The 16,456-nt window shown below is 38.6% G+C and carries 18 protein-coding genes; 8 read left to right on the top strand and 10 right to left on the bottom strand.

What is annotated here, in order from left to right; all coding sequences use genetic code 11:
• Positions 1-10: 10 nt before the first annotated feature.
• The 4 genes from HMPREF9180_RS04735 to HMPREF9180_RS04720 all read right to left on the bottom strand — a co-directional run bounded on the left by HMPREF9180_RS04735 (position 11) and on the right by HMPREF9180_RS04720 (position 2,855).
• Positions 11-934 (bottom strand): aspartate carbamoyltransferase catalytic subunit, encoded by a 924-nt coding sequence (locus HMPREF9180_RS04735; RefSeq protein WP_006145340.1) that lies wholly within the window; start codon positions 932-934, stop codon positions 11-13.
• A 17-nt stretch (positions 935-951) separates the two neighbouring features.
• Complete coding sequence (pyrR, locus tag HMPREF9180_RS04730) at positions 952-1,473, bottom strand: bifunctional pyr operon transcriptional regulator/uracil phosphoribosyltransferase PyrR (RefSeq protein WP_006145339.1); 522 nt, start codon at positions 1,471-1,473, stop codon at positions 952-954.
• 209 nt (positions 1,474-1,682) lie between these two features.
• Entirely contained in the window at positions 1,683-2,312 is a 630-nt protein-coding gene (gene nth, locus HMPREF9180_RS04725) for an endonuclease III (RefSeq protein WP_006145338.1), read from the bottom strand.
• On the bottom strand, positions 2,313-2,855 hold the full coding sequence (locus HMPREF9180_RS04720) for a YceD family protein (protein WP_006145337.1): 543 nt from the start codon (positions 2,853-2,855) through the stop codon (positions 2,313-2,315).
• 165 nt (positions 2,856-3,020) lie between these two features.
• On the opposite strand from HMPREF9180_RS04720, the gene HMPREF9180_RS04715 reads away from it, so the two are divergent.
• The 3 genes from HMPREF9180_RS04715 (at position 3,021) to HMPREF9180_RS04705 (ending at position 5,694) form a co-directional block, all read left to right on the top strand.
• Positions 3,021-3,350 (top strand): hypothetical protein, encoded by a 330-nt coding sequence (locus HMPREF9180_RS04715; RefSeq protein WP_006145336.1) that lies wholly within the window; start codon positions 3,021-3,023, stop codon positions 3,348-3,350.
• An 80-nt stretch (positions 3,351-3,430) separates the two neighbouring features.
• On the top strand, positions 3,431-3,802 hold the full coding sequence (locus tag HMPREF9180_RS04710) for an EXLDI protein (protein ID WP_006145335.1): 372 nt from the start codon (positions 3,431-3,433) through the stop codon (positions 3,800-3,802).
• A gap of 365 nt (positions 3,803-4,167) precedes the next feature.
• The gene (locus HMPREF9180_RS04705; RefSeq protein WP_006145334.1) at positions 4,168-5,694 is read left to right on the top strand and encodes an ATP-binding cassette domain-containing protein; all 1,527 of its coding nucleotides are present in this window, start codon (positions 4,168-4,170) and stop codon (positions 5,692-5,694) included.
• A gap of 64 nt (positions 5,695-5,758) precedes the next feature.
• Here HMPREF9180_RS04705 and HMPREF9180_RS04700 read toward each other — a convergent pair whose 3' ends face one another.
• Positions 5,759-6,310, bottom strand: a complete 552-nt coding sequence (locus HMPREF9180_RS04700; RefSeq protein WP_006145333.1) for a LemA family protein — start codon at positions 6,308-6,310, stop codon at positions 5,759-5,761.
• Positions 6,311-6,403: 93 nt separating this feature from the next.
• Between HMPREF9180_RS04700 and rsmG the strand changes: the two genes are divergently transcribed.
• Complete coding sequence (gene rsmG, locus HMPREF9180_RS04695; protein WP_006145332.1) at positions 6,404-7,117, top strand: 16S rRNA (guanine(527)-N(7))-methyltransferase RsmG; 714 nt, start codon at positions 6,404-6,406, stop codon at positions 7,115-7,117.
• 297 nt (positions 7,118-7,414) lie between these two features.
• Entirely contained in the window at positions 7,415-8,698 is a 1,284-nt protein-coding gene (locus tag HMPREF9180_RS04690) for a uracil-xanthine permease family protein (protein WP_025168644.1), read from the top strand.
• Positions 8,699-8,739: 41 nt separating this feature from the next.
• Here the strand turns inward: HMPREF9180_RS04690 and HMPREF9180_RS04685 are convergent, their stop codons facing one another.
• The 5 genes from HMPREF9180_RS04685 to HMPREF9180_RS04665 form a co-directional block, all read right to left on the bottom strand.
• Entirely contained in the window at positions 8,740-9,648 is a 909-nt protein-coding gene (locus HMPREF9180_RS04685; RefSeq protein WP_006145330.1) for a DMT family transporter, read from the bottom strand.
• A gap of 4 nt (positions 9,649-9,652) precedes the next feature.
• Positions 9,653-10,591, bottom strand: a complete 939-nt coding sequence (locus tag HMPREF9180_RS04680) for a serine hydrolase domain-containing protein (RefSeq protein ID WP_006145329.1) — start codon at positions 10,589-10,591, stop codon at positions 9,653-9,655.
• Entirely contained in the window at positions 10,588-11,313 is a 726-nt protein-coding gene (locus tag HMPREF9180_RS04675; protein WP_006145328.1) for a CppA N-terminal domain-containing protein, read from the bottom strand. Before HMPREF9180_RS04675 ends, HMPREF9180_RS04680 begins: the two co-directional genes overlap by 4 nt.
• A gap of 148 nt (positions 11,314-11,461) precedes the next feature.
• Positions 11,462-12,280: an endonuclease/exonuclease/phosphatase family protein gene (locus tag HMPREF9180_RS04670; RefSeq protein WP_006145327.1), complete on the bottom strand. Its 819-nt coding sequence runs from the start codon at positions 12,278-12,280 to the stop codon at positions 11,462-11,464.
• Between the two features lie 52 nt (positions 12,281-12,332).
• On the bottom strand, positions 12,333-14,519 hold the full coding sequence (locus HMPREF9180_RS04665) for a PTS transporter subunit IIBC (protein WP_006145326.1): 2,187 nt from the start codon (positions 14,517-14,519) through the stop codon (positions 12,333-12,335).
• Between the two features lie 188 nt (positions 14,520-14,707).
• Here HMPREF9180_RS04665 and mnmL point away from each other — a divergent pair, with 188 nt between their 5' ends.
• From mnmL to HMPREF9180_RS04650, 3 genes are read left to right on the top strand one after another with little or no spacing between them, the layout of a single operon-like run.
• Positions 14,708-15,658 (top strand): tRNA modification radical SAM protein MnmL/YtqA, encoded by a 951-nt coding sequence (mnmL, locus tag HMPREF9180_RS04660; protein ID WP_006145325.1) that lies wholly within the window; start codon positions 14,708-14,710, stop codon positions 15,656-15,658.
• Entirely contained in the window at positions 15,642-16,199 is a 558-nt protein-coding gene (gene mnmM / locus HMPREF9180_RS04655) for a tRNA 5-(aminomethyl)-2-thiouridylate-methyltransferase MnmM (protein WP_006145324.1), read from the top strand. Before mnmL ends, mnmM begins: the two co-directional genes overlap by 17 nt.
• Positions 16,192-16,446, top strand: a complete 255-nt coding sequence (locus tag HMPREF9180_RS04650; RefSeq protein WP_006145323.1) for a hypothetical protein — start codon at positions 16,192-16,194, stop codon at positions 16,444-16,446. The genes mnmM and HMPREF9180_RS04650 overlap by 8 nt, the downstream gene beginning before the upstream one ends.
• The last annotated feature ends 10 nt before the right edge of the window (positions 16,447-16,456 follow it).

Raw genomic sequence — 16,456 nt, 5'->3', positions numbered from 1 at the left:
GTTTTGTGTATTATTTGGCTTTTCTACTTGCCAATACGGATTCTAAGATTGCCATTCGAACAAATACTCCATTGGTCATTTGTTGGACAATGCGTGATTTTGTTGCTTCAACAAGATGATCGGCAATTTCTACATCCCGATTAACAGGAGCCGGATGCATAATGATTGCTTCTTCTTTTAAGCGATTATAGCGTTCTTGGTTCAAGCCATGATGAGCATGGTAGTCTTCTTTTGAAAAGACCACTCCACTTTCGTGCCGTTCATGTTGAACTCGAAGTAACATCAGAACATCCACCTGATCAACAATTTCGTCAATAGTTACAAACTGCCCATAATCTGCAAACTCTTGACTTCTCCATTCTTCAGGCCCTGCAAAGTAGAGATCTGCACCTAAACGTTTCAAAATCTGCATATTGGACTTAGCAACACGTGAATGATCTAAGTCACCAGCAATGGCAACCTTGAGGCCTTCGAAATGGCCGAATTCCTCATAGATCGTCATCAAATCAAGTAAACTCTGACTAGGATGCTGCCCTGAGCCGTCGCCACCATTGATAATCGAAGTCGTAATCGTCGGACTCGCAATCAATTCTCTGTAATAATCATCTTCTGGATGGCGAATGACACAAGCTTCTACTCCCAAGGCAGACAAGGTTAAAATGGTATCATACAGTGTCTCACCCTTATTGACGGAGCTCGTTTTGACATCAAAATCAAGTCGGTCCAATCCAAGTTTAATTTCAGCAACTTCGAATGATTTATGGGTACGGGTTGAACTTTCAAAAAAGAGATTTGCAACAATGTGACGATTCTCATAAGAATCAACTGCTCCATTTTTAAATTCGATGCCTCGTTTAATCAATTTTAAAACCTGATCTACTGTGAGGTCTTCCATTGAAACCACGTGTTGCAAGGCTTGTTGATTTTCTGACATGGCTACTCCTTTAGCTCTTAAGCTTCTTCAGTAATCAAAACTCTATCTTGTCCATCCAGTTCCATCATCTCTACGATGATTTCTTCTGAACGACTAGTTGGGATATTTTTCCCAACGTAATCTGGACGAATTGGCAATTCTCTATGTCCGCGGTCAACTAGTACTGCAAGGCTCACGCGCGCAGGTCGACCTTGTCTAACAATATTGTCAATAGCTGCTCGAATTGTTCTGCCTGTATAAAGCACATCATCCACTAGGATGACTTCGCGGTCTGTCACATCAACAGAAATCAATGAAGTATCTTCACCGGATTTTACATCATCGCGGAAAGGCTTGGTATCCAACTCCAATACCGGAACTGAGATATTTTCTAATTGTTCCAAACGCTCTTGGATACGATGAGCAATAAAGACACCTCGAGTTTTAATTCCTGCTAAAATGATTTTATTCAAATCTTTGTTGCGTTCGATAATTTCGTAAGTGATACGCGTAATTGCTCGCTTGACGGTTAACTCGTCTACAACTTCTTTTGTCTTCATGACAAACCTCCAAAAAGAAAAGTCTCCTTTTTCAAGGAGACTTGAGAATGTATAACTAAGCGAGCCACACTGTATACAGTATAGACTTACCCTTCTACTTAATCGAGCTCCTTGCCTGCCTCACGGGACAGGTTTAAAGGAATATTTTATTGTCCTTACTATATCACAAAGCCTAGTTCAAAGCAAGTAAAAACATTCAATACTCGGTCTTATAATGAACTAAAATCGTACAATTGTGGATAGTGTTCGCATTCTGGATTTTTTGGATGACAGATGGCTCTTCCAAAATAAATCATAGCCTGATGAGCCGCAAGCCACTCTTCAGGTGGTAGAACTTCCATCACTCTTTTTTCAACTTCAAGCGGTGTAGCTGATTTTTTAACAATATCGTGGTGTTTGCAGATACGTTCTACGTGAGTATCAACTGCAAAAGCCGGAATACCGAAGCCTACACTCAAAACTACGTTTGCTGTCTTTCTTCCGACGCCTGCCAAGCTCTCTAATTCTTCCCTAGTTTGAGGTACTTGGCCATTAAAATCGTCTAGTAACTGCTGGGCACATTTTTTAAGGAACTTAGCCTTATTGCGATAAAGCCCTAAACGCGAGATGTGTGAAGCAATTTCACTCTCACTTGCTTCTGCCATAGCTTGTGGGGTTGGAAAGGCTGCGAAGAGTCCAGGTGTAGCTTTATTTACTGCTGCATCTGTCGTCTGAGCAGACAACATAACCGCAACCAAAAGTTCAAAATGGTTACGAAAATCAAGGCTTGGTTTGGCATCAGGAAAAAGAGCAATAATTTCCTCAATGACATGACGAGCACGTTTCTTGGATAAAACCATCTACTCATCCTCGTTAAATAATCCTTGCAATCCTGCAAAAGGACTATTTTCTTCTTTCTTAACTGCTTGTTGAGCTTGGAACTCTTCCTCCGTCATGATTTGCCAGTCATTTCCAGAAACAAATCCCTGACCAGCTTCTTCCTCAGCCGTTAAAACCTTGATAGGAATGTTGAGCAAGATATTGTCTGACACACTTTCAGCCAAATCAATTTCTCCATTTTCAATCGGCAATACCAAATCCTCATCTAAAATTTCTTGATCCAGTTGATTGGTAGCACCTTCCATAAAAATCTCATTTACTGGATAGGATTCCTCCAATTCCACAGGTTCCATACTACGACTAGAAGCCAGCACAATCGTATAAGACAAGAGATAGTCTAGGAAAAACATACGGTCTTCATATTGGACCTTACCTGTCACTTGAATATTCTTAACGTCTAAAATTTCTTGATTACGTTTACGTAAGTCAGCTGCCAAATCTAAATTTTGCTCAAAATACAAGCCTTCAGGCAACTTACGAATTTCTTGAATATTTAATTTCATACTTCCTCCATAAAAATTTACTTCCTTGATTATACCATGAAATCACTTAATTTAATCGCTCCAGACCCTGTTTTAAATATTATTAATTTACAATATATATTATGACAACTTTACTTTTTGTGCTATACTATAGGCATCAATACATGGGTAAAGGAGGACGCTCGTATGGAAGACAAAGCCCTTTTAACTAAAGCCTATCAATTAGTCTCAAAATTAAATCAAACGATACAAAACTGTAAACAAGGATTACCTGATGATTTACGCTTACAGCAAAATATAGATGAAATTCTCAGAGCACTAAAAAAAGCTGAGAAAGTGGACAATGCTATCTTAATTGAACTGGAAAGCTTTTACCAACGGACTAGTCTTTTAATTGGACTTGGTTCACTGAAATTAACTGACCAAGCCCGCACTGCTTGGAGAAACTATGACAAGTTCCACTTCGATCACGTTAAACATGCATTAACACTCTATGGACCTGTTTTTGGTTTCTAGAAAGATTGAATTTCTCATTTCTTTTGACAACGTTTTCCAAAAGGTATAAAATAAACATAGTAATTTTTGGAGGTAAGGTTATGGATTATGAAGTGATTAAACTTAACGTTTCAAATGATAAAATTCGAGAATATAAGCAATTCGAGGGATTAAAATTATATTCAACTATTATTAAATCTCAAGATGAACGGACTCTGATAAATAAAAGAATTTACGTTACGAAAAAGAACAACTATGTTTATTACGAACGAACCGATACGAATTGGAATTTTTGGTCAAATCCAAAAAATCATCAATCTTCATTCGTACCAGTTGAAGAAAACCACCATATTCTCTTTGAAGTCGCATCTGACTTAAGTGCATTCTCCAAGTATTTAGGGGAAGAACTGATTCAAAAAATTCAAACCAAACAACAGAATGGTGAAATCAAGCTTGCCAAACTTTGCAGGTGATGGCAATCTATTGTCCATAGCATCTCATCTTATTTTTAAAAATTTAAGAAGTGAACGCCATTATAAAATGCTATCCTTCATTATAAAACGAATAAATATCTTAATTTAGTTTGACAAAATTTACCAAATAGTTTATGATACTGATAGCAATATTCGGAGGTAAGGGAGACATGAACAACTAAGTCTATCAAATAAAGAACCTTTATTTAGTAGATCTTGTTTCTGTCTCTTTTTGTGTACTCTTTTTTCTGCTGCTTTTTCAGCTCTTTTAAAAGAGGATTTTTTGACATAAATGATTAGCTCTACTAAGTAAGGTAGAGCTATTTTTATAATGACATCACAATGATAGAAAGAGAGTACACTAGATGATACAAATTCACAAGCTAACTATTACTCACAATAAAGATTTACGCAATCTTGCCTCAGACTTAACTATGGTCATTCGAGAAGGAGAAAAGGTTGCCATTATTGGCGAAGAAGGAAATGGAAAATCAACCTTGCTACAGACCTTAATGGGAAAACGACCATTGGACTTCACTATTAGTGGCCAGATTCATTCTGATTTTGGTTCATATTCCTACATTCCTCAAAGTCTACCAGCTGATCTCAAAACACTTTCACTCCATGACTACTTTTTTTCTGGTCGAGATGACCTAGACTATAGTCTCATCTATCGTTTTGCAGAAGAACTACAATTTGATAGTGATCGTTTTACCAGTCAGCAATTAATCGGTAGTTTATCAGGTGGCGAAGCCTTAAAAGTTCAACTCATTCACGAGTTATCCAAAACTTTTGAAATCTTATTTTTAGATGAACCGTCTAATGACCTAGATCTAGATACGGTCCTATGGCTAAAAAAGCAAATCCAGCGAATCAAAGAAACTGTGATTTTTATTTCTCATGATGAAGATTTTCTCTCTCAAACAGCCAATACCATTGTACACCTAAGACTGGTCAAACATCGTAAAGAAGCAGAAACACTTGTAGAACACCTCGACTATGATCGCTATAGTCAACAAAGCCGAGATCATTTCATAAAACAAAGCCAACAAGCAGCCAATGAACAACGTGTCCATGAGAAGACCATGGAAAAAAACAGACGAGTCAAACAACAGGTAGAAAATGCTTTACGAAATACAAAAAATAGTACTGAGGGACGCCTACTGGCTAAAAAGATGAAAAATATCCTTTCTCAAGAAAAACGCTTTGAAAAATCTGCTCAGTCTATGACGCAGCAACCTCTAGAAGAAGATCGTATCCAATTGTTTTTTTCAGATGTTCAGCCTCTGCCAGCTTCAAAAGTCTTACTTCATTTTGAACAGCAAACCTTGTTTGTAGAAGACCGACAACTTGCCGATAAGCTTAAGCTCACAGTGCGAGGACAAGATAAAATTGGGATTATTGGACCAAACGGTATCGGAAAATCAACATTACTGGCTAAAATTTATCATCTTTTACAAGATAAACAAGAAATATCTCTTGGCTACATGCCACAAAATTATCAGGAAAAGCTCCCTCAAGCTCTATCACCTGTGGCCTTTCTAAGTCAAACTGGGGAAAAAGAAGAACTTCAGAAAATCCAATCATTCTTGGCTAGTCTGAATTTTAGCTATTCTGAAATGCAACATGAAATCTGTAACTTATCTGGAGGTCAGCAAGGAAAACTCCTACTACTAGCATTGGTTTTACAACGGGCAAACTTTCTCATTTTAGATGAACCAACACGTAATTTTTCACCCACTTCACAACCTGAAATCAGAAAACTCTTTGAGGACTATCCAGGAGGCTTCATTACTGTCTCTCATGACCGACGTTTTTTAAAAGAAGTCTGTACAAGTCTATATCGCTTAACTACACATGGTCTAGAAGCAGTTGAAATTGGAGAAATCTAGATTGGACACATAAAAACATCCAGCAGGAATTCCTCTGGATGTTTTTACATCAATTTCAGTCACCTTAACCATTAAAATCAACTTTAGGTACTTCTTTTTCTCCTTCATCAGTTTGAAGAAAATCAGCTGCTTTAAAGCCAAAGATACCAGCCACTAGATTACTTGGGAAAGTTTCCAACTTGAGATTGTAATTGCTGACAACACTATTATACAGCTGCCGACAATAGGAAATTTTATTTTCCGTATTGGTCAATTCTTCTTGTAATTGTGAAAAGTTACTACTAGCCTTTAAGTCTGGATAATTTTCTGCAACAGCAAAGATACCTGAAATTTGACGAGTCAGTGCATCACTAGCCTTCATAGCTTCAGCTGGTGAAGTCGCTGCTGCCACTTGATTGCGAAGCTCCGCTACTTTTTCTAGAGTTCCCCCTTCATACTGTGAGTACCCTTTCACTGTTTCAATCAAGTTCGGTAAGAGATCATTTCGACGCTTCAACTGAACATCAATCTGACTCCAAGCTTCCCTGGTTTGCATACGACTTTTTACCAATCGATTGTAGCAGTCCATTACCAAAAACATAATAAGAGCAAGAATTCCAAAAAAAATCCAATTCATTTGAGATTTCCTTTCTGCTTGAAGATTAGTACCAGTATATCAAATTTCCTAAAATTTGTGGTAAAATAAGATAACATCAAAGAAGGAAAAACAATGAAACCAGAAACATTTTATGACTTGCTTGCTGAACAAAATCTCAGTCTAACTGAGCAACAAAAAATGCAGTTTGAGCATTATTTCCAACTCCTTGTTGAATGGAACGAAAAGATTAACCTAACAGCCATCACAGACAAAGAGGAAGTGTATCTCAAACACTTTTACGATTCGGTTGCTCCAATCCTACAAGGGTTAATCCCCAATGAAACAATTAAACTACTGGATATCGGAGCTGGTGCAGGATTCCCAAGTATTCCTATGAAAATCCTCTATCCTAATCTCGAAGTGACCATCATTGACTCGCTCAATAAGCGGATTAACTTTCTTCAGCTCTTAGCAGGAGAACTTGGCCTAGAAGGTGTTCACTTTTACCATGGACGTGCAGAGGATTTTGCCCAAGATAAAAACTTTCGTGCCCAGTTTGATATTGTCACAGCTCGAGCAGTTGCCCGCATGCAAGTCTTGTCTGAGTTAACGATTCCTTTTCTAAAGGTCGATGGAAAATTACTGGCACTCAAGGCAAGCAACGCACCTGAGGAATTGACGGATGCAAAAAATGCCCTCAATCTTCTCTTTAGCAAGGTTGAAGATAACATCAGCTATACACTTCCTAACGGAGATCCTCGCTACATGACGATTGTAGAGAAGAAAAAGGAAACTCCAAATAAATACCCAAGAAAAGCCGGGATGCCTAACAAACGCCCTCTTTAAAAATGATTTACAAAATCATGCCTCGCTTTCCCTTTTCTTGACTCGGGAAAAATTCGTTTACAAAACGAACCTCGCTCTCACATTTCTAGGCTCGGGAAAAATTCGTTTACAAAACGAATTTTTTCTGCTATACTATCACAAGCAAAGGTTTTTAATGTCATCCTGTGAGGTGACAAAGACACAGAAACTTATCGTTCTTTAATGAAGACTAACAATGTTTTTTAATAAAGTCTTACTCTGAGAGCCTGTTGCTATAAAATAATGGGCTCTTTTTTGGTGCCCAAAAGTGAGGTTTTTATGAAAGAAGAATCAACTGTTGATTTGATTTTAGATGTGGATCAATCCCCTTCCGTTGGAAAAGGAATCCTTCTCAGTTTCCAACACGTCTTTGCCATGTTTGGAGCAACCATCCTAGTACCTCTCATTCTAGGAATGCCTGTTTCCGTTGCCCTCTTTGCATCCGGTCTTGGAACACTGATCTACATGATTGCTACTGGCTTTAAAGTTCCAGTATACCTTGGATCTTCCTTTGCCTTTATCACAGCTATGTCACTTGCCATGAAAGAAATGGGTGGGGATGTATCTGCTGCTCAAACAGGGGTTATTCTGACAGGATTCGTGTATGTCCTTGTTGCGGCCAGTGTTCGCTTTGCAGGTACAAAATGGATTGATAAACTCTTACCACCAATTATTATTGGACCTATGATTATCGTAATTGGTCTTGGTTTAGCAGGTTCTGCCGTTACAAATGCTGGTTTTGTAGCTGATGGTGACTGGAAACATGCCCTCGTTGCTGTAGTAACCTTCCTAATCGCAGCATTTATCAATACCAAAGGAAAAGGATTTTTCCGTATCATTCCTTTCCTATTTGCCATTATTGGTGGCTATATCTTCGCTCTCTTTCTCGGACTGGTCGATTTCACACCAGTTTTACAAGCCAACTGGTTTGAAATTCCTGGATTCTATCTTCCATTTAACACAGAAGGAGCTTTCAAAGAATACAACCTCTACTTTGGTCCTGAAACAATCGCTATCTTGCCTATCGCTATTGTAACTATTTCTGAACATATCGGTGACCACACGGTCTTGAGCCAAATCTGTGGTCGTCAATTTTTGAAAGAACCAGGTCTTCACCGTACTCTTCTCGGTGACGGTATTGCAACATCTGTATCAGCCTTCCTTGGCGGACCAGCCAATACAACTTATGGAGAAAATACAGGAGTTATTGGGATGACTCGTATCGCTTCTGTCTCTGTTATCCGTAACGCTGCTTTTATCGCCATTGCACTCAGTTTCCTTGGTAAATTCACTGCCTTGATTTCCACAATCCCTAGTGCCGTACTTGGTGGTATGTCTATCCTTCTTTACGGAGTTATTGCCAGCAACGGTTTGAAAGTGTTGATCAAAGAACGTGTTGACTTTAGTCAAATGCGTAACCTTATCATCGCAAGTGCAATGCTCGTACTTGGACTTGGAGGAGCAATCCTTAAACTTGGTCCAGTTACCCTTTCAGGTACTGCCCTATCAGCAATGACAGGTATCATCCTAAACTTAATCTTGCCATACGAAAATAAAGACTAGTCATCTAAATACAAAAATCCACTCTACATGAGTGGATTTTTTTAGGATTCAACTTTCTTTTCGAGTAGTAGATCTTTTAGCGAAATCATTATAACAGCTGATAAAATCATGGCCATACCAATAAAATCAATGGGATAAAATTGTTCCTTCATAATCATAAAAGCAAAGAAAACCGCTGAAATAGGTTCAATTGAGGCTAAAAGACTGGATTTGACAGGTCCTATCATACTAGCACCTTTTAGAAAAAGAGTGTAGGCAAAGACAGTCCCAATCAAAATAATCCCGACAAAAGCTGATAGTAGGTCTGAACTAAAAGATAAATCAGCATGAAAGAGACCTGTAAAGGGAGAAGCTAGTATTCCAGAGAAAAGCATTCCTATTCCAATTACTGGCATACTGCCCCATTTCTGAATCAAAGTGATTGGGATAATAATGTATAGCGCATAAGTAAATGCTGAAAAAAGTCCCCAGAAAAGACCGGCTGGAGTCATCGATAATTCATGCAGCTGACCATGAGTTGCAATTAAAAAGGTGCCTCCTATTGCTAGTACAATTGAGATAATCTCTGCAATCGTAGGTGCTACCCTATCCTTAATACAGGTATAAAGTAAAATGCCGATTGGACAAACATATTGCAAGACCGTTGCAGTTCCTGCATTGGTCTCTTGAATAGCTGCCAAATAAGCAAACTGATTTAAAAAAAGGCCAAATAAGGAAAAAAGTAAAAGTGATTTTAAACTATCTCGGTCTTTGACAAATGCTAACAATTGCTCTTTTGATCTAGCATAAGCCATGATAACAAGTAATAAACCTGCAATAATCAAGCGAATATTGGTTAATAGGATGGCAGAAATTCCGTGAGCCATTAGATATTGACCACTCGTACCTGATAAACCCCAGGCTATCCCTGCAACAATAGTATATATTGTCCCCTTTAAAAGTCTTGACATCGGTTTAGTACCTATCCTCCTGACGAATCAAATCCATGACTTGGTTGCGATCCAAAATCCACTGGGCACGTTCATCCCTCTCATAAGTCCGATTGGATAGAAAGATAACAGCTTCTTGTTTGTTACGATTCCACATGATAAAGGTTCCAGTATAGCCTGTATGGTCTAGCCAATCACCTTCAAGATTCCAGGCCAAGGAACGTTCCTTATCATCTAAATCTGAAAAATTCTGTGTTAACTCTTCTGCAAATGAATCTTTTAAATAGCGCTCCAAAAAGATCTTCAAATCAGCCACTGTAGAAAATAAACCTGCACTTCCAGCATGTTTTCCAAGCACACGAGCCTTGGGATCATGAACGACTCCTGCTTTCTGTCCACGAACGGTTGGAACAGCACTTGGAACTGGTCCAAATCGGGTTTCTCCCATCTTCCATGGAGTCAAAACTTGCTCCTGTAAAATCACATCCAAGTCTTTCTTAAAGTAATCTTCCAAAAGAAAGCCTAGCAAGAGAAAATGTACATCCGAATAAAGAAAAGAACGTTTTTCTCGTCTATTTAGATGAAACATGGCCTCTCTCAGCTGCTCTGAAGTCAGTTGGTCACGATTAGGGATAAAGGGATCTAAGTCTGTTGTATGCGTTAATAATTGTCGAATGGTGATGTCTGGATAATCCGCTTCCGGAAGATAATCTTTTATAGAGTCATCTAACTCAATCTTACCTGCCTTCCACAAGAAGGTTAAGACTGTTCCAACTCCAACGACTTTACTGACACTAGCCAAATCATAGACCAAACCCTTTCGAGTTTTTTCAGCTATTTCTGGATTTGATTCTCCAAGATACCAGTCGGTCCAAGCGCCATCCTGATAATATGCAAAAGAGGCACCAGGATAAATCCCTGCCTCAATTTGTTGCTTTATTTTTTGAATGATTTCTTGCTTCATACTTGTTCAAACCATAATTCAATATTGTTGGAATCCTTGGTTAGGAAAAATTTTTCAGACTTAGGGACAAAGCAATCAGCAGTTTCAAAACGCTGACGGAGAATAGCAAGGTTAAACTCTTTTACTTGGAATTTTAACATAGACAAGTCCCAAGTTACATTATTTTCAACAAGTAAATCACTACCTTGAGCTTGATTAAAAGCTAGTCGGCCCTCAATATCTTCCTTTTCGAGTAAGCTCCTTGTCTCGTCTGGCAAGTTAACTTCTACTGAGATTTCAAATGCAGTCAAATATTTCATGCTCTCGTCTTTTGAAAAAGTGATTTCATCCTCAACCTTTTTCAAATTCTTGATGTCATCTTCAGCATGGATAAGGACACAATCCCCTTCTGGAGAAAGTGCTTCAAAAGCATATCCCTTATTTCCCTTATAGAGTGGAGGGATTTTATCCATTCTAGCTAGTAACGCTTCAATCTCAGATGGATTCTCTACTTTTACAATTAATCTAGCTAATTTTTTTACCCCTTCAACCTTACGACTTCTCATACTTGGAGATTCTTCTAAAACCAACTTTTCAATACCTGACTGGTCTCCAAGTGATAAAAAGGCTGACTCCTCAAGTAAAGGTTTCATACCCAAATTTTCAACATAAAACAGTTCATTTAAATTTCTATTATTCACCTTTAGCGTCGGGATCATACGCACAATTTGATTCACACTCATAAATTCCTCCAACACTTTTTATTTTATAAGATTTTATTTTTTTTACAAGTTATTCTATAAAAAATTTTACTCATATTAACTCTTTTAATAAATCAACCCCTTCTGTCAGTAGAAGGGGGACTTGTTTGTTTTTACTAAAATTCCTTGTTTAGTTTTTCCATGATAGTTCTGCTTGTAGACCATAGTGATCACTAACTTGTGGATTTTGTTTGCCATCAAACACCACGTGTAAACTCTCTATCTGTATATCCTTTGTCGTAAAAACATAATCGATTCGAAGAGGCTCACTGTTACCCTTCCAACCATCAATTTCAGGTGGAACAGTATAGCTACCCCTTCTCTCTTTTGCAACTTCAAATGCATCTTGCAACTCTAGTGGACTAGCTAAAATAGCTTGATAACCTTCTTGACCAGCAGGATTATTAAAATCACCGGCTAGTAAAAGAGGTTTGTTTAGCTCTTTCAGAACTGCTTCAAAACGTGCCCATTCCTCTTGGAATCCTTTACCCCACCATGAAAGATGTACACTCGCGACTGCAAGTTCTTTGCCTTCTACTACTGTTTCTGCCAAAGCAACGCGGCGAGTGTGATAATCTGTCGGATCATCTACATCTGAAACCAAAATCTCACGCGCTTCAATAGGTGTTTTAGAGAGAATTGCAACACCTTCATGATAGCGGTCATAACCGATATGATTATAAGCCCATGTCCAGTAGTATTTCAATCCTTTCTCAGCTAACTGTTCAACCAAAAGACGGACATAATGGTCTTGGTGAATCGGTTCTGCTGAAGGTAACGGAAAATAAAATGGACCAGCATCTACTTGAGATGATGTGATTTCTTGGTTAATCTCTTGAAAACAAATCAAATCATAATTGTTTTCAAATATATCTTGTAACAAGAGCTGAAATTTTTCTTCAGGATTTTTTTCCATCCAACTATGAGTATTAAGTGTTAAAAATTTCATCCTTTTCTCCTATAAACAAGAGGTTGGAAAAATACTTCCAACCCCTAATCGATTACAATTCTACTTTTGCAACTGGCGTGTTAGCTGCAAGAGAACCTGTTTGTTCCAATTTAACAGACTTAATCGCGTCACCATTTGTGAAGACTACAACCGTAGTAGTTTCACGACCTGCTTCACGAATAGTAGCCAAGTCAGCTGTGACAAGAAGATCACCCGCAGTTACTGCTTGACCTTCTGAAACCTTCACATCGAATGGTTTTCCTTCAAGGCTTACAGTATCAAGACCAATGTGAACAAGAACTTCAAGACCTTCTGCAGTCACAAGACCAAGAGCGTGTTTAGTTGGGAAGATACTTGACACAGTACCTGCAACTGGAGATACAATGTTTCCGTTTGCTGGTTCCACTGCAAATCCATCACCCATCATTTTTTGCGCGAATACAGGATCCTTCACTTGTTCCAATTCAATAACTTGACCGTCAGCAACTGAGTAAACTTCTTCGGTCACACCTTTAAATGCTACAGTATTTTGTTGAGCTGCTGTCATTTGACTTGGAAGAGTTTCAGGAATCACCTCACCTGAATCAAGAATATCTTGGATATCTGATTTTAAAACGTCAGCTTTAGGTCCGTAGATAGCTTGGACACCTTGTCCTTTCATGACAAGTCCCATAGCTCCTTCTGCTTTCCATTGTTCTTCTGTTCCAACTTTTTCAGCGTCTTTTACAGTTACACGAAGACGAGTCATACATGCGTCCACATCGACAATGTTGGCACGTCCACCAAGAAGGTTGATGATGTTAACTGCCTGAGAAGCTTCTGCAACTTTAGTTTCACCAGTAGCTGAAGATTCAGAAGAAGCATCGGCGTTTTCATAGTTACCGTTACGTCCTGGTGTTGCATAGTTGAATTTCTTAATCATGAAGTTAGCGATAAAGTACATGATAAATGCAAAGAGTACTGTCACCCAAATAAAGTTAACAATATCCATACCAAGACCAGCGTTGATAGCTAGCGGAGTACGAGTCAAGAATTCGATTGAACCGAATGAGTGTACACGAAGGTTCACAATATCAGCCATTGCAAAAGCAGCACCTTGAACAAGAGCGTAAACAAGGTAAAGAGGTGTTGCGATGAACATGAACATGTATTCGATTGGTTCAGTTACCCCTGTCAAGAATGTTGCAAGAGCAGTTGCAATCATCATACCTTTGTATTGGTGTTTCTTATCTGGATCAACGTTACGGTAAATCGCAACAATGATACCCATCAAGATACCAAACGAACCAATCATTTGTCCAACTTTGAAACGAGCTGGATGTACTGTATCTAACAAGTGTTGGTATTGAGCTGCGTCAGTACCTTTAAGGTTTACAAGGTCAGTAACCCATGCAAGCCAGAGTGGATCTTGACCAAACACTTGAGTTCCTTTTGCTGCACCAGTTAAAACATCATAAGTACCACCAAGAGCTGTGTAGTTCATTGGGATAGTTAACATGTGGTGAAGTCCGAATGGCAAGAGCAAACGTTCCAAAGTACCATACAAGAATGGCGCTAGAACTGGAGCTGTTTCTTGAGAATTCGCAATCCAAATACCAAAGTTGTTGATACCTGTTTGAACAAGTGGCCAAGCAATTGAAAGAACAATCGCTGCAATTGCTGAACGAAGGATAACAACAAATGGTACAAAACGTTTCCCGTTAAAGAACGATAGAGCATCAGGAAGCTTACGGAAGTTATAGTATTTGTTAAAGGCAGTAGCCCCTACAAAACCAGAAATAATCCCTACGAACACACCCATGTTAAGTGCTGGTGCTTCCATAACGCTGATAAAGTAATCAGAAACTTTAATTGATCCACCTAACAGCGTTGAAACCATAGCATTTGGATCTTTTAACATATCTCCTGATACACCAAAGATTGTACCAGTGATACGGTTAATTAAAATAAAGGCAAGACCTGCTGCAAAGGCACCGCCAGCACGTTCTTTAGCCCAGCTTCCTCCGATAGCTAGAGCAAATAAAATGTGCAAGTTCCCAATAACTCCCCAACCGATTTGCTCTAGAACACCACCAGTAATAACTAGGGGAGCAAAGTTAGGATTAATCATCACAAGTGATTTCCCAATTGAAATCATCAATCCAGCCGCTGGCATAACAGCGATAACAACCATTAAAGCCTTACCGAATTTTTGCCAAAATTCGAAAGACAAGACATTTTTGAATGTATCTTTCATCATTCAAATCTCCTTATATTATTTGTGCAAGCGATTTCCGCAAACGTTTGCATCAATCACTCCTCTATTATACCATTTTTTATTTTTTGTAAAGGCCTTTTTTATTATTTTTTGATGTTCATACTTTTTAACAACTTTTCAAAGGCTTACTAACTTTGAGTTTACAAGTGTTTTCTGATATAATATTAGCTATGAAATCCTATAATACCTTGAATGATTACTATCGAAAACTTTTTGGAGAAAAGACTTTTAAAGTTCCTATTGATGCTGGATTTGATTGTCCCAATCGAGATGGAACTGTAGCACATGGGGGCTGTACGTTTTGTACAGTTTCTGGATCTGGAGATGCAATCGTTGCACCTGACGCTCCTATTCGTGAGCAATTTTATAAAGAAATAGACTTTATGCACCGTAAATGGCCAGATGTTCAAAAATATCTGGTATATTTTCAAAATTTTACCAATACTCATGAGTCTGTCGAAGTGATTCGCGAGCGCTATGAACAAGCCATCAACGAACCAGGAGTCGTTGGGATTAACATTGGAACAAGACCAGACTGCTTGCCAGATGAAACCATGGCCTACCTAGCAGAATTGACCGAACGTATGCATGTGACTATCGAACTCGGTTTACAGACGACCTTTGAAACAACATCTGAATTGATTAATCGCGCTCATAGCTATGAACTCTATGTAGAGACTGTACAGCGGATTCGTAAGCAAGTTCCTAAAGCAGAGATTGTTTCTCACTTAATCAACGGTCTTCCAGGAGAAACGCATGACATGATGGTCGAAAATGTTCGTCGCTGTGTAACGGATAATGATATTCAAGGAATTAAACTTCATCTACTTCACCTCATGACCAACACTCGAATGCAACGAGACTATCATGACGGGCGTCTACAACTCATGAGTCAAGACGACTATGTCAAAGTCGTCTGTGACCAACTAGAAATCATTCCCAAACATATCGTTATTCATAGAATCACAGGAGATGCCCCCAGAGATATGCTGATTGGTCCTATGTGGAGCCTCAATAAATGGGAAGTTCTAAATAGCATTGAGGCTGAAATGAGACGACGAGGCAGTGTTCAAGGATGCAAGGCTGTAAAACAGGAGTTTATAAATGAAAAAACCACTTGAACTGGCGCATGATTTTCTAGCTGAAATTATCAACAAAGAGGACATTGTTGTCGATGCAACCATGGGAAATGGCTACGATACCCTTTTTCTTGCTAGACTAGCTAAACAAGTCTACGCTTTTGATATACAAGAACAAGCTCTTGAAAAAACAAGTCAACGTCTACAAGAAGCCGGTTTGACCAATGCAGAATTAATCCTGCAAGGTCATGAGACTGTGGATCAATTTGTAGGAGAAGTCAAGGCAGCTATCTTTAATCTAGGTTATCTTCCTTCTGCTGATAAAAATATCATTACCAAACCACAAACAACTATTGAAGCACTGGAGAAACTTTGCCGCAAGCTTATTAAGGGTGGAAGAATAGCCATCATGATTTACTATGGGCATGAAGGCGGAGATATAGAACGGGATGCAGTCATGGACTTTGTCAGTCAATTACCGCAACAAGAATATACTGCCACAATCTATCGCACCCTCAACCAAATCAACAACCCACCGTTTTTAGTCATGATTGAAAAATTAGAAAGGTATCGACATGGATAAACAATACCTAAAAGATAAAATCGAAGCTCTTCGCCATAAATTCGTCGAGTCAACCCAACATGAACGGGCAGTTGGTATGTTAGATGAAGCGCATCTAAGCAAAAAGATGCTGAAAATCAAGAAAAAAATGATTTCACTTGAAATGGAGCGTTGTCAGAAAAAAATCGAACATAAGGACTGCTCTAAGATTGATCAAAAAATCCAAGAACAAAAGGAACTTTTTGAAAATTGTTGTAAACAAAAATAGGGAGGTGGAA

The sequence above is a fragment of the Streptococcus peroris ATCC 700780 genome (assembly GCF_000187585.1).
Classification (GTDB): domain Bacteria; phylum Bacillota; class Bacilli; order Lactobacillales; family Streptococcaceae; genus Streptococcus; species Streptococcus peroris.
This window is presented reverse-complemented; position numbering and strand designations above follow the sequence as displayed.